We start from the raw sequence: 12,482 nt of genomic DNA, 5'->3' as shown, positions 1-12,482 counted from the left end.
ACGTTGAAGGCGGTGGCCACCGCACTAGAGTTCAAACTCGGCGCAGCCACCGTCGAGGCCCAAGGCGATCTCGACTTTCGCGGCACGCTGGGCGTGTCCAAGGACGCCCCCGTGGGCTTTCGCGCCATCCGGCTGAATTTCAACCTCGACACGGATGAGCCGCAGGATCGCATCGACGCGCTGATCAAGCTGACGGAACGCTATTGCGTGGTCTTCCAGACCATCAACAGCAAGCCGGACTGACGGTGAGTGCGCGCCGCTGAAGCTGCCAATCTCCCCCCAAGTGGGGGAGATGCCCGGCAGGGCAGAGGGGGGCGCTGTCCCGCCGGCCTCTCAAGTTTCTGCCTGCCAAACTCTATGACTTTCAAGTCAGGGGATATCGAAAGCCACCAAGGTTGGCGATCCTTCGCCCCCTCTGGCCTGCCGGCCATCTCCCCACTTGGGGGGAGATCAGCAGCTTAGACGCTACTGCGCCGCCGGCTCTTCCGCATCACCCTCATCCGTGAACGGCGAGGCGCTTGGCACGCAGTTCACTGCCCAGCCGGCCGGCGTCGGCTGCTTCTGGTACTCGGTAATCGCGTTTGTGCACTGTTCGCGGGTGTCGAAGGTGCTGGGCAGCACCACCATGCCGCCTTGCGGGCCGGCGATCACCAGGTACCAGACCAATGCTACACTGGGAGCAGCCATGGGAAATTCCTCGCTTTGCTGGGTGTCGGAGTCGGGTCGACCCTAGCAACTCCCGGCTGATGGCGAAAGCAGGGCGAGGGGCGAGGGACCTGCCGGATCATCACAGACCCGTGAACGAACCGCTCCCCCAGACGTCCTTCAGTTCACCGCAAAGCAGTAGAACAGGCCGTCGCCGCCGGTGCCTTTCAGCGCCTCCTGGCTGCAGCCGCCGCGCGAGGCATGCGAGGAGTTCCAGGATTTCGCCGCCGCCGACTCGTCGAGGCCGGTGCGGTCGTGATGGCCCATCATCGCCGCGCCCTCCACCCCGCTCAAGGTCCAGTCGCCGCAGGTCTGGTCGGCGATCTTGGTGCCGTCGGGCTTCGAGCCGGTCAAAATGTCGTGCCGGTTCGGCTTGTCGCCGCGGCCGTTGACCACCTCGCCCTTTTCGTTGAGCGCCGTCTGCTTGGTGATGGCGTTGGCGTCGCTGTGCAGCGAGGCGACGTCATGGGCAATCTTCTCACCCTTGGCGTTGACCCAGGGACCCTTGCCGATGCGGTCGCGCGCATCGACATTGGCGCTCGAGAGATAGGCGTGCCATTCCTTGCCGGTAACCCCAGCCGCTTCCGCCAGCGAGGCGCAATGCGCGTCGGCGCCCTCGAGACCGCCGAGATCGGCGCCCTTGCCGGAACCGACGCTGGTGACGAAGAAACTCATCTTGGCGTCTTGCGCCAGCGCCACGCCGGCTGTGGCGGCAATCGCGGCGGCGGCAACGAGAAGAAGTCTACGCATGTCGGTCCTCCGGTTTCGAATGTCCTACATTCGAAGAAACGTAACTGGAGGCCTGTTTAATCCCGCTACAACCCGGTTTATTCCGGCTGCCGGTAGGCGACGAAGCGGTTGTTCTTGACCTGGAAGATCAGCCCCGTCTCTTTCAGCTCGGGGCTCGCCAGCGGCACGATGCGTTTTGCCACCTCTGAGGGATGCGGCAGCGTTTCCGGATCCTCGCCGGGCGCGGCCTGTGCACGCATGGCGGTGCGGGTGGCGCCGGGGTCGACGGCATTGATGCGGAGCGCCAGGCTCTGCGTCTCATGCGCCCAGGAACGCGTCATGGCTTCCACCGCCGCCTTCGACGCCGCATAGGGCGCCCAGAAGGCGCGCGCCGAATGCGCGGAGCTGGAGGACATGAGAATGGCGCGGCCGGCGTCGGACAGCCTGAGCAGCGGGTCGACCGAGCGGATCAGCCGCCAGGTCGAGGTGACATTGATGGTCATTACCTTCTCGAAGGTTTTGGCCTCGACATGGCCGATCGGCGAGATGACGCCGAGCACGCCGGCATTGGCCACCAGAATGTCGAGCTTGCCCCAACGCTGGTGAATGGCCCCGCCCAGCCGGTCGATGCCGGCCATGTCTGAGAGGTCGAGCGGCACCAGCGTCGCTTCGCCCTTGCCGGTTTTCGCGCGCTCGGCCTTGATCTGGTCATCGAGTTCTTCCAGCCCGCCGACGGTCCGGGCAACCGCAATGACATGCGCGCCGGCGGCGGCAAGTTCCCTGGCGATGAAGTAGCCGATGCCGCGCGAGGCGCCGGTAACGACCGCGACGCGGCCGGAGAGGTCGAGGGTCATGCGAGCGCTTTCAAGGATAGCAGTTGGGCTTTACGCCCCGTTGTTCGCCAGCAGCGACAGCGTGCGCACATTGTCGTGGCCTTCGAAGTCGAGCAGGCGGGTCGGGTACTGGCCGGTGAAACAGGCGTCGCAGAATTGCGGCTGCTCATTGTCGCGGCTGGCTTCGCCGACGGCGCGGTAGAGCCCGTCAATGGTGAGGAAGCCGAGCGAATCGACACGGATGAACTCGGCCATTTCCTCGATCGACATGCGCGATGCCAAAAGCTTCGACTTCTCCGGCGTGTCGACGCCGTAGAAGCACGACGCGCTGGTCGGCGGCGAGGCGATGCGCATATGCACTTCCTTGGCGCCGGCATCGCGCACCATCTGCACGATTTTCTGGCTGGTGGTGCCGCGCACGATTGAATCGTCGACCAACACCACGCGCTTGCCCTCGATCATCCGGCGGTTGGCGTTGTGCTTGAGCTTGACGCCCATATGGCGGATCGAATCGCCGGGCTGGATGAAGGTTCGGCCGACATAGTGGTTGCGGATGATACCGAGTTCGAAGGGGATGCCTGCCGCCTGGGAAAAGCCGATTGCCGCCGGCGTGCCGGAATCCGGCACCGGCACGACGATATCGGCCTCGACCGGGCTTTCCTGCGCCAATTCGGCGCCGATACGCTTGCGCACTTCGTAGACATTGCGGCCTTCGACCGAGGAGTCCGGGCGGGCGAAATAGACATATTCGAAGATGCAGAAGCGGGTCTTCTGCGGCTCGAAGGGGAACAGGCTCTCGATGCCCTTCGAGGTCACCACGACCATTTCGCCGGGCTTCAGGTCGCGCACGAAGCGGGCGCCGATAATGTCGAGCGCGCAGGTTTCGGAGGCCAGGATCCAGGCGCCGTCGAGGTCGCCGAGCACCAGCGGGCGGATGCCGAGCGGATCGCGGCAGCCGATCATCTTCTTGGAGGTCATCGCGACCAGCGAGAAAGCGCCTTGGACCTGACGCACGGCGTCGATGAAGCGCGAATTCAAATCGCGTTCCTTGCTGGTGGCAACGAGATGCAGCAGCGTCTCGGTGTCGGAGGTCGACGAGAAGATCGCGCCCTGTTTCTGCAGCGCGCGCTGCACGGTCATGGCGTTGGTGAGATTGCCGTTATGGGCGACGGCGAAGCCGCCATCGGCGAGTTCGGCGAAGAAAGGCTGGATGTTGCGCATGCCGGCGCCGCCGGTCGTGGCATAGCGCGTGTGGCCGATGGCACGGTTGCCTTGCAGGCTGTCGATGACGTGCTGCTTGGTGAAGGTGTCGCCGATCAGGCCGACATGGCGTTCGACATGGAACTGCGTGCCGTCATAGGAGACGATGCCGGCCGCTTCCTGGCCGCGATGCTGCAGCGCATGCAGGCCTAGCGTGACGATGGCCGCAGCGTCCTGCCGGCCGAAAATGCCGAACACGCCGCATTCGTCGTGGAAATGATCGTCTGCTTCGGCGGAAAGCACGTCGTCCGCGTCTGCCTTCGAAATTGCCATGGGGCTCAAGCTCCGCTAAAATGGCCATATAGTGCGATAGCACCTCGAAAGCAACGTAGTCAGGCCGGAACTGCCGGGATGGCGCCTGGCCGGCACCATCCGTCCGTATCAGTTTGCCGGCGCGGCCGGAGCCGGAGCAGCGGGCGCGGGTGCGTTATCGGCCGGAGCGTCGGTCTCGTCGTCGGGCGCCGGCGTATCGTCACCGGTTGCCGGAGCATCCGCCGCCGGCGCATCGGCCGCCGGAGGCGTCTCGGCTGCCGGCTGATTCGGATTGAGCTTCTTCAGGATGGCGTTTTCCGGATCTTCGGGCAGCAGGCTTTCCAGCTTGGCGCCGATGGTCTCGAGCAGCGGCTTCGACTTGGCGTTGGCGATCCAGGCAGGGGCCTTGGCGCCGGCCAGCCAGTTGAAGAACAGCAGCGCCACGGCGACGACGAGGACGCCGCGCGCGGCGCCATAGAGGAAGCCCAGCGTACGGTCGAGCGCGCCGATCCTGGAATCGATGATCCAGTCGGCAAGCTTCATGGTGATGACGGAAACGACGATCAGCGCGATGAGGAAGACGATGCCGGCGGATGCCGCCATGGCGATCTTGTCGCTTTCGACATAGGGCTGAACGTAAGGTAGTACCGGCTTGTAGAAGAAGAATGCCGCCGCGGCGGCAGCCGCCCAGGACACGACGGACAGGATTTCGCGTGACAGGCCGCGAACCATGGCGAGCATCGCCGAGACCAGGGTGAAGCCGACGAGAATTCCGTCCAGCAGCGTAATCGGCATGTCTTTTTCGCCCCACTCAGATTGTCTTTTCACGGCTCGGGCGAGCCGCGTCAATCTTCCACGTCGACACGGCTGCGCCGTGAGCCGGCTATGCGTGCGACGAGATCGGCAAGTTCGGTCGGCTGGAAAGCGCCGGCCCCGATCCCCCCGACAACCTCCTCGCTGCCCAAGGGCAGAACCGCACTTCCAAAACCCAGCTTTTCGGCCTCTTTAAGACGCTGCTGCGCATGCGCAACCGGCCTCACTGCGCCCGACAGGCTGATTTCGCCGAAATAGACGCAATCGGCGGGAAGGGCAAGACCGGTGAGCGACGAAACCAGTGCAGCGGCAACCGCCAGATCGGCCGCCGGCTCGGAAATCCGGTAGCCGCCGGCGACGTTGAGGTAGACATCGTGGGTGCCGAAGCGCACGCCGCAATGGGCTTCGAGCACGGCAAGGATCATCGACAGCCGTGCGCCGTCCCAGCCGACGACGGCACGGCGCGGCGTGCCCAATGTGGACGGCGCCACCAGTGCCTGGATCTCGACCAGCACCGGACGTGTGCCTTCCATGCCGGCAAATACCGCGGCACCCGGCGATTTTGCGTGGCGTTCGCCGAGGAACAGCTCCGACGGATTGGCGACCTCGCGCAAGCCCTTGTCCGACATCTCGAAGACGCCGATCTCGTCGGTCGGCCCAAAACGGTTCTTCACCGTGCGCAGGATGCGGTAGTGATGGCCGCCTTCCCCTTCGAAATAGAGAACGGCGTCGACCATGTGCTCGACGACGCGCGGACCGGCGATCTGGCCTTCCTTGGTGACATGGCCGACCAGCACGATGGCAGCACCGGTGGATTTGGCGTAGCGGATCATCGCTTGCGCCGAGGCGCGCACCTGGGTGACGGTGCCGGGCGCCGAGTCGGCCATGTCGGTCCACAGCGTCTGGATGGAATCGAGGATGACGAGGTCCGGCCTTCTGCCGTCGGCTATTGTTGCCAGGATATCCTCGACATTGGTCTCGGCGGCAAGTTCGACCGGCGTGTCGGCGACGCCAAGCCGCTGCGCCCGCAGCCGGATCTGCGCGACAGCCTCTTCGCCCGAGACATAGACGATGCGGTGGCCTTTTGACGCCAATGCTGCTGCGGCCTGGGTGAGCAGCGTCGACTTGCCGATACCGGGATCGCCGCCGACCAGCAGCGCCGAGCCGCGCACGAAACCGCCGCCGGTGGCGCGGTCGAGTTCGCCAATGCCGGAGATGATCCGCGGCGCATCCTCGATGTCACCGGACAGGCTGGTCAGCACCACGGCGCGGCCCTTGCGCGCATTGCGCGTGTTGGCCGGTCCCGAGCCGATGCCGCCGGACGTGCCTTCCTCGACGAGTGTGTTCCACTCGCCGCAGGCATCGCATTTGCCGGCCCAGCGTTGATGCACCGACCCGCAATTCTGGCAGATGAACTGGACGCGCGATTTAGCCATGGAGTGATGCTGCCTGCAAATGACCGAAGGAGGGTGATCCAGCACACCCCCCTCTGTCCTGCCGGACATCTCCCCCGCAAGGGGGGAGATTGGCTATCGTCGCTGCTTTCGCCAATCGCCAACGTCGCAAGATGAGCGTCGTCCGCAAAGCTGCTGATCTCCCCCCTTGCGGGGGAGATGTCCGGCAGGACAGAGGGGGGTGTGATGGAGCGCTGCGGTAGGCCAAAAAGCTACTCGAACCTCTCCGCAATATGATGCTCTTCGGCGAGGTCGGAAAACCGTGTGAACTCGCCCTGGAAGGCGAGGCTGACCGAACCTGTGGGGCCGTGGCGCTGCTTGGCGACGATGACTTCGGCCTTGCCGCGCATCTCGTTCATCTCGTGTTCCCACTTGATGTACTCGTCGGTGCCGGGCTTCGGCTCGCGGTTCTTCAGATAATATTCCTCGCGATAGACGAACATCACCACGTCGGCGTCCTGCTCGATCGAACCGGATTCGCGAAGATCGGACAGCTGCGGGCGCTTGTCTTCGCGGCTTTCGACCTGACGCGACAGCTGCGACAGCGCGATGATCGGAACGGAGAGTTCCTTGGCCAGCGCCTTGAGGCCGGTGGTGATCTCGGTGATTTCCTGCACCCGGTTCTGCGACGATTTCGCGCTCGACCCCTGCATCAGCTGGATATAGTCGATGACGATGAGGTCGAGGCCGCGCTGACGCTTCAGCCGCCGCGCCCGCGCCGACAGCTGCGCGATCGAGATACCGCCGGTCTGGTCGATGAACAGCGGGATCTTCTGCATGGTCTGCGAGCAGGCGACCAGCTTTTCGAAATCCATCTCTGAAATCTCGCCGCGGCGGATTTTTGACGACGAAATTTCCGTCTGTTCGGAAATGATGCGGGTGGCGAGCTGCTCGGACGACATTTCCAGTGAGAAGAAGCCGACGACGCCGCCATTGGCTGCCTTGAACGAGCCGTCGGCCTGTTGCGCCGGCTCATACATCTCGGCGATGTTGAAGGCGATGTTGGTGGCTAGCGATGTCTTGCCCATGCCCGGACGGCCGGCAATGATGATCAGATCCGACGCCTGCAGGCCACCCATGCGGCGGTCGAGATCGCGCATGCCGGTGGCGAGGCCCGACAAATGGCCGTCGCGCATATAGGCGGCGTTGGCCATGTCGACGGCGGTCTTGACCGCGTCGGTGAAGCTCTCGAAGCCGCCGTCGTAGCGGCCGGTTTCGGCCAGTTCGAACAGCCGCCGCTCGGCATCCTCGATCTGTTCGGACGGCGCCATGTCGACCGGCGCGTCATAGGCGATGTTGACCATGTCCTCGCCGACGGTGATCAGTGCCCGGCGCGTGGCCAGATCGTAGATGGCGCGGCCATAGTCTGTGGCGTTGACGACGGTGACGGCTTCGACCGCCAGACGAACCACATATTGCGCCACCGTCATGTCGCCGACCTTCTCGTCGGCCGGCAGGAAGGTTTTCAGCGTGATCGGCGTCGCCACCTTGCCCATGCGGATGAGCTCGGCCGCGACCTCGAAGATTTTCCGGTGCAGCGGCTCGTAGAAATGGCCGGCCTTGAGGAAGTCGGAGACGCGGTAGAAGGCATCGTTGTTGACGAGGATGGCGCCGAGCAGCGCCTGTTCGGCCTCGATGTTGTTCGGCGCTTCACGATAAAGCGGTTGCTGCTCCGCCACGCCGAATTTTCGCGCTGCCTCTGCCATGATGTCCCCGATTTTGATCCCGGCTTCTCGATATCAGAACGAGATAAATCGGTGCTGACCTTTCTGCATCACCGCACGACCAATCAACCTTGATGCCCCGTTTGTTCACAGGGGCGGCAAACCGTCCACAGAAGAGTGTTTCCGCGCCCCGATTCCGGTTGACTCAGAAAGGCGCTGACTTTTATCCGAGTCGTTGGAACAGAGCAAGAACAATCTCGGTGATTATCCGCTTCTTCCGTCCAATGTATCGCCCCAGTCCAGCCGCCGCGCTGCCTTGAACAACTCGCCCTCGCGCTTGGTGAAAAGTGTCTCGCCGGCGCCGCCATCCGGCTGGCACAGTTTGAGCAGCACCTTGCCGGAGCCCGATTTCGGCGGCGCAATCACGCGCGGCTGACGTGCAGGCGCGGGTTGCCGCGAAGCCGCGACGTAGATGAATTTCTCGTCCTCCCACGGCACGTCGGCGTCCTTGGCCAGGCGATGCAGGCGCGAGCGGGCGACGCGGCGCGAAAAATGACACCAGTCGGGGGGCTCAAGCGGGCAGGGCGCCTCATGCGGACAAGGCGCCAGCACATGCGCCCCGGCCTCCAGCAATTGCCTGCGCACTGCCAGGATGCGCTGCCAGCCGGCCGGTGTGCCGGGCTCGACGATCAGCAGTGTGTCGCCGGTCAACTGCCAGAGCCGGCCGACAAGCTTCGGCAGCGATGCCGGCGCGATCTCGTCCAGCACATAGGCGCAGGTGACCAGATCGGCAGGCTTGAGATCGGCAAGGTCGATGGTCACGTCGCCGGCGCGCCAGTCCATCCTGGTGGCGATGGTATCAAGGGCGAGCGACTGGCCAACCTTGCGCACCGCGGCGCTTGCTTCAACCAGAACCGCCTCTTCGAGGTCGGGCCACAGGTCTGTAGTGGCCCAAAGCACCGTGCCAGGACCGGCGCCGACATCGAGCAAGCTCGTTGGCTGGAAATCGGGCCGCGCATAGGCGAGTTCGTCGAGACCGGCCCGTACCGCCGCGTAGGTCGCCGGCAGCCGCGTCGCCAGATAGGCTTTTACCGCCATCTCTTCGGCCATGTGCAGGCGGCCGTCGCGCAATTCGGCGCGGTAGCGGTCAGACAGCGTCTTCGCCGCCTGGCGCAGCACCGCCAGCGGTATCGTTTCGAGCAGGCGCTCGACGCCTTGTCGCAGCGAGGCGGGGAGTTCCACGCTCAGGCTCCGCGTGCCGCGAGCACCGAGGCGCGGGCGAACTCGACAAGGGTGGTGGCGATGGTGGGCAGGCAGGTCATTAAAAAAGGTCTCGCGAGAACGAGACCTTTTTCAGTGTCAGAGCCGTCAATGGCAAGCGGCAATCGCAATCGAGGCGTTATTCGCGATCCGCCACCTTGCGACGGCGCGCTGGCTTGGCCGCAACGGACCTGACAGCAACGGACCTGGCAGGCACAGACCTGGCGACAGCAGGCTCGGCGGCCGCCGCCTCCTGACGATGCCCCATTTCGCGCATTTCGAGCGCCTTTTCACATTTGGCCATGTAGTCGCGCGTCATCGGCAGCGTGTCGTTCTTCTTGGCGATCTGGATCTGGAAGATCACCAGATCCTGCCAGCGGAAGGCGGCTTCCGAAGCCGCCAGATAGAACTCCCACATCCTGCAGAAGCGCTCGTCGTAGATGGCTTTGGCCTTGTCGCGGTTGGCGGCAAAGCGCTGGCCCCAATGCTTCAGCGTATCGGCATAGTGCAGCCGCAGAATCTCGATGTCGGTGACCACAAGCCCCGACTTCTCGATCGCCGGCATCACCTCCGACAGCGAGGGAATGTAGCCGCCCGGAAAAATGTACTTGCGGATAAAGGCGCTGGTCGCCCACGGCACGCCGGAGCGGCCGATCGTGTGCAAGAGCATGACGCCGTCGGGCTTCAACAGCGTCGCCGACTTGTCGAAGAAGGTGCGGAAGTGGTTGACGCCGACATGCTCGAACATGCCGACCGAGACGATGCGGTCGAAGCGTTCGTTGAGTTCGCGGTAGTCCTTGAGATCGAAATGCACGCGGTCCTGCAAGCCTTGCGCATGCGCCCGGTCGGTGGCGACGCCGTGCTGCTCGGTCGACAGCGTCACGCCTTGCACGTCGACATCGAAAGCCTTGGCGAGATAGAGGCCGAGCCCACCCCAGCCGGAGCCGATATCGAGCACGGTCTGGCCGGCCTTCAGCCTGAGCTTGGCGGCGATATGGCGTTTCTTGGCCATCTGCGCCTCGTCGAGCGTCATGTCCGGCTGTTCGAAGTAGGCGCAGGAATACTGCATGTCGTCGTCGAGGAAGAGCCGGTAGAGGTCACCCGACAAATCATAGTGGCGCTGCACGTTGCGGCGCGCCCGTGATGCGGTGTTGATCTGCTGCAGGCGGCGAAAGGCGTGGCGCAGACCCTCGATGGCCTTCGACCAGGTGGCGTCGATACCGCCACTGCCCATGTTCTGGAAGGCGATGCGCATCATACCCAGTACGCCGCCCTCGATGATGTCGAGTTCGCCGTCCATATAGGCTTCCGGCACGGCCAGCATCGGATCGAAGGTAATGGCGCGCTCGGCATGCGCGGTCTTGATGTGCATATGCACCGGCTCGCCGCTGCCGTCGCCGAAAACCACTGTCGAGCCCTTCGGGCCGGTGACTTTCAGATTGCCCGTACGCACCAGGCGGTCGAGAACGCGTTTCAACAGAATATTCATCACCAAATGTCCCCTCACGGTCAGACTGGCGGACCAATTCTGCAACAATATATAGGGGTTCGAAAAGTTCCATTTGGCCCAAAAATGCCCGGGCGAGAGGCCCGGGCATTGGTCCAGAAAGGCTGGATGACGAGGAAGTGATTGGAGCGCTGCTCCCCTCGCTTCCCGATCACGCCCCGTGCGGGATCAGGCGTTGTCTTCTTCGCCGCCTTCGAACTCGGTGTTCGGGTCGAAGAAGTTCTCCGGCCGTGCGTTGTCGTTGATGTCATCGCCATAGATGGCTTCGGCGGTGGTCAGCGTCTCGCCCTTGGCCTGGCGCTCGGCTTCGTCGGCCGTGCGGGCGATGTTGAGGCTGATGGTGACCTCGACTTCCGGATGCAGCGCAATCGCCACATTGGTGACGCCGATGGTCTTGATCGGCTGGTTGAGCTGGATCTGGTTGCGGTTGACCGAGAACCCTTCGGCGGTCAGCAGGTCGGCGATGTCGCGGGTCGACACCGAACCGTAGAGCTGGCCGGTCTCGCCGGCCGAACGTACGGCGATGAAGCTCTTGCCGTCGAGCTTTTCGGCAACCTGGCTGGCTTCCGACTTGCGCTCGAGGTTGCGGGCTTCGAGCTGCGCGCGCTGTCCTTCGAACTTCTTCTTGTTGGCTTCGTTGGCGCGCAGCGCCTTGCCCTGCGGCAAGAGGAAGTTGCGGGCAAAGCCGTCCTTGACCTTGACGGTATCGCCCATCTGGCCGAGGCGGGAAACGCGTTCGAGAAGAATCACTTGCATGGTCTTGTTCCTTCGTCTGGCACCGACCGCGGGATCGGCGCCGAATTGAATGGAACAGGTCAGGAAGCTCTGAGCGCCTTTGCGCCGGTGTCGCTGTCCTGCCTGTCGCGGCAGTTAGAGGCTTTTCACCTCAACTCGGGATTTCAATGCACGTCGCCAAGAGTGGTCCCGGTTTTGGGACAACGACATGCATCATCAAATTACCCCTGGGCGCCCGTCGCCGTGGGAGAAGGAAGCAGGCGGCGAACCGCCTGCTTCGGAGATCTTAGCGAACCACGTAGGGCAGCAGGCCGAGGAAGCGGGCGCGCTTGATCGCCTTGGCGAGTTCGCGCTGCTTCTTCTGGCTGACGGCGGTGATGCGCGACGGCACGATCTTGCCGCGCTCGGAAATGTAGCGCTGCAGAAGACGCACGTCCTTGTAGTCGATCTTGGGCGCGTTGGCGCCGGAGAACGGGCAGGTCTTGCGGCGGCGATGGAACGGGCGCCGGGTCGGGATCTGATTGATGTCGACCATTATTCTGCACCTCCTTCAACGCCTTCGCGCGGACGGCGCGGACCACGATCGCCACCGGCATCGCCAAATGAGCGCGGCGGACGATCGCCACGGTCGCCGCGATCACGGTCGCCGAACGAGCGCGGACCACGATCGCCACGGTCGCGGTCGCCGAAGCCGCCGCGTTCCGAGCGCTCTTCGCGCTTCTGCATCATGGCCGACGGGCCTTCCTCATGCGCCTCGACCTTGACGGTCAGGAAACGCAGCACGTCCTCGGACAGGCCCATCTGGCGCTCCATCTCGTTGAGCGCTGCCGGCGGGCAGTTGAGGTCCATAAGCGTGTAGTAAGCCTTCCGGTTCTTGTTGACCCGGTAGGTGAGGGACTTCAGTCCCCAGTTCTCGACCCGGCCGACGGACCCGCCATTTGCGGAGATGACGCCCTTGTACTGTTCGACAAGCGCATCGACCTGCTGCTGCGAGAGGTCCTGCCGGGCAAGGAACACATGTTCGTATAGAGCCATAGTGGTTCAGTGCCTTTCTTCGTTTCTCTCCCGGATCCTCGCGGCAAAAGCCTCTGCAACTTCTCTGACCCGCTGGTCCCGAGGGGGCGAGGAAGAAAGGAGCATTTCGAGACGGTCGAGAGCGGAGACACGGGAGGCGGAAGCGCTTCTGGCTTCACACGAAGGTTTTGGATAAAACCTCCGGCCCTCCGTTCAGCCCCCAGCAAGGACCGGCAGATTGCGGGCGTCTATATAG

13 protein-coding genes are annotated in these 12,482 nt (G+C 63.8%); 1 reads left to right on the top strand and 12 read right to left on the bottom strand.

The features are described from left to right. A partial coding sequence (locus tag NKI61_RS17650; RefSeq protein ID WP_352840162.1) for an OsmC family protein occupies positions 1–243 on the top strand: 243 nt, incomplete at its 5' end. 222 nt (positions 244–465) lie between these two features. Here NKI61_RS17650 and NKI61_RS17645 read toward each other — a convergent pair. The 12 genes from NKI61_RS17645 to rpsF all read right to left on the bottom strand — a co-directional run bounded on the left by NKI61_RS17645 (position 466) and on the right by rpsF (position 12,247). Next, the gene (locus tag NKI61_RS17645) at positions 466–687 is read right to left on the bottom strand and encodes a hypothetical protein (protein ID WP_023689120.1); all 222 of its coding nucleotides are present in this window, start codon (positions 685–687) and stop codon (positions 466–468) included. A gap of 138 nt (positions 688–825) precedes the next feature. Beyond that, on the bottom strand, positions 826–1,455 hold the full coding sequence (locus tag NKI61_RS17640) for a hypothetical protein (protein ID WP_352840161.1): 630 nt from the start codon (positions 1,453–1,455) through the stop codon (positions 826–828). A gap of 77 nt (positions 1,456–1,532) precedes the next feature. Next, entirely contained in the window at positions 1,533–2,288 is a 756-nt protein-coding gene (locus tag NKI61_RS17635; protein ID WP_023824144.1) for an SDR family NAD(P)-dependent oxidoreductase, read from the bottom strand. A 30-nt stretch (positions 2,289–2,318) separates the two neighbouring features. Further along, positions 2,319–3,800 carry an amidophosphoribosyltransferase gene (purF, locus tag NKI61_RS17630; RefSeq protein WP_352840160.1) on the bottom strand — a complete coding sequence of 494 codons (1,482 nt, stop codon included), beginning with the start codon at positions 3,798–3,800 and terminating at the stop codon, positions 2,319–2,321. A 108-nt stretch (positions 3,801–3,908) separates the two neighbouring features. Beyond that, positions 3,909–4,574, bottom strand: a complete 666-nt coding sequence (locus tag NKI61_RS17625; protein ID WP_023672715.1) for a CvpA family protein — start codon at positions 4,572–4,574, stop codon at positions 3,909–3,911. 50 nt (positions 4,575–4,624) lie between these two features. Further along, positions 4,625–6,028: a DNA repair protein RadA gene (gene radA / locus NKI61_RS17620; protein WP_023672716.1), complete on the bottom strand. Its 1,404-nt coding sequence runs from the start codon at positions 6,026–6,028 to the stop codon at positions 4,625–4,627. A 230-nt stretch (positions 6,029–6,258) separates the two neighbouring features. After that, a complete protein-coding gene (locus NKI61_RS17615) occupies positions 6,259–7,752 on the bottom strand; it encodes a replicative DNA helicase (RefSeq protein WP_023731144.1) in 1,494 nt (497 codons plus the stop codon). Between the two features lie 222 nt (positions 7,753–7,974). Continuing rightward, entirely contained in the window at positions 7,975–8,952 is a 978-nt protein-coding gene (locus NKI61_RS17610; RefSeq protein WP_023738601.1) for a small ribosomal subunit Rsm22 family protein, read from the bottom strand. A gap of 157 nt (positions 8,953–9,109) precedes the next feature. After that, entirely contained in the window at positions 9,110–10,459 is a 1,350-nt protein-coding gene (locus NKI61_RS17605; protein ID WP_023672720.1) for a cyclopropane fatty acid synthase, read from the bottom strand. Between the two features lie 186 nt (positions 10,460–10,645). Further along, positions 10,646–11,233 (bottom strand): 50S ribosomal protein L9, encoded by a 588-nt coding sequence (gene rplI, locus NKI61_RS17600; RefSeq protein ID WP_023672721.1) that lies wholly within the window; start codon positions 11,231–11,233, stop codon positions 10,646–10,648. A gap of 265 nt (positions 11,234–11,498) precedes the next feature. Next, positions 11,499–11,747 carry a 30S ribosomal protein S18 gene (gene rpsR / locus NKI61_RS17595; protein ID WP_006203718.1) on the bottom strand — a complete coding sequence of 83 codons (249 nt, stop codon included), beginning with the start codon at positions 11,745–11,747 and terminating at the stop codon, positions 11,499–11,501. Then, a complete protein-coding gene (gene rpsF / locus NKI61_RS17590; RefSeq protein WP_023672722.1) occupies positions 11,747–12,247 on the bottom strand; it encodes a 30S ribosomal protein S6 in 501 nt (166 codons plus the stop codon). Before rpsF ends, rpsR begins: the two co-directional genes overlap by 1 nt. Positions 12,248–12,482 lie beyond the last annotated feature (235 nt).

It is taken from the genome of Mesorhizobium sp. M0514 (assembly GCF_040321145.1).
Taxonomy (GTDB): Bacteria; Pseudomonadota; Alphaproteobacteria; order Rhizobiales; family Rhizobiaceae; genus Mesorhizobium.
This window is presented reverse-complemented; position numbering and strand designations above follow the sequence as displayed.

Bases quoted from the DNA above. Each gene is read 5' to 3' on its own strand.
- NKI61_RS17635 (WP_023824144.1), bottom strand. From the start codon at position 2,288: ATGACCCTCGACCTCTCCGGCCGCGTCGCGGTCGTTACCGGCGCCTCG.
- rplI (WP_023672721.1), bottom strand. From the start codon at position 11,233: ATGCAAGTGATTCTTCTCGAACGCGTTTCCCGCCTCGGCCAGATGGGC.
- NKI61_RS17645 (WP_023689120.1), bottom strand. From the start codon at position 687: ATGGCTGCTCCCAGTGTAGCATTGGTCTGGTACCTGGTGATCGCCGGC.
- NKI61_RS17625 (WP_023672715.1), bottom strand. From the start codon at position 4,574: ATGCCGATTACGCTGCTGGACGGAATTCTCGTCGGCTTCACCCTGGTC.
- NKI61_RS17605 (WP_023672720.1), bottom strand. From the start codon at position 10,459: ATGAATATTCTGTTGAAACGCGTTCTCGACCGCCTGGTGCGTACGGGC.
- rpsR (WP_006203718.1), bottom strand. From the start codon at position 11,747: ATGGTCGACATCAATCAGATCCCGACCCGGCGCCCGTTCCATCGCCGC.
- purF (WP_352840160.1), bottom strand. From the start codon at position 3,800: ATGGCAATTTCGAAGGCAGACGCGGACGACGTGCTTTCCGCCGAAGCA.
- NKI61_RS17615 (WP_023731144.1), bottom strand. From the start codon at position 7,752: ATGGCAGAGGCAGCGCGAAAATTCGGCGTGGCGGAGCAGCAACCGCTT.
- radA (WP_023672716.1), bottom strand. From the start codon at position 6,028: ATGGCTAAATCGCGCGTCCAGTTCATCTGCCAGAATTGCGGGTCGGTG.
- NKI61_RS17640 (WP_352840161.1), bottom strand. From the start codon at position 1,455: ATGCGTAGACTTCTTCTCGTTGCCGCCGCCGCGATTGCCGCCACAGCC.
- rpsF (WP_023672722.1), bottom strand. From the start codon at position 12,247: ATGGCTCTATACGAACATGTGTTCCTTGCCCGGCAGGACCTCTCGCAG.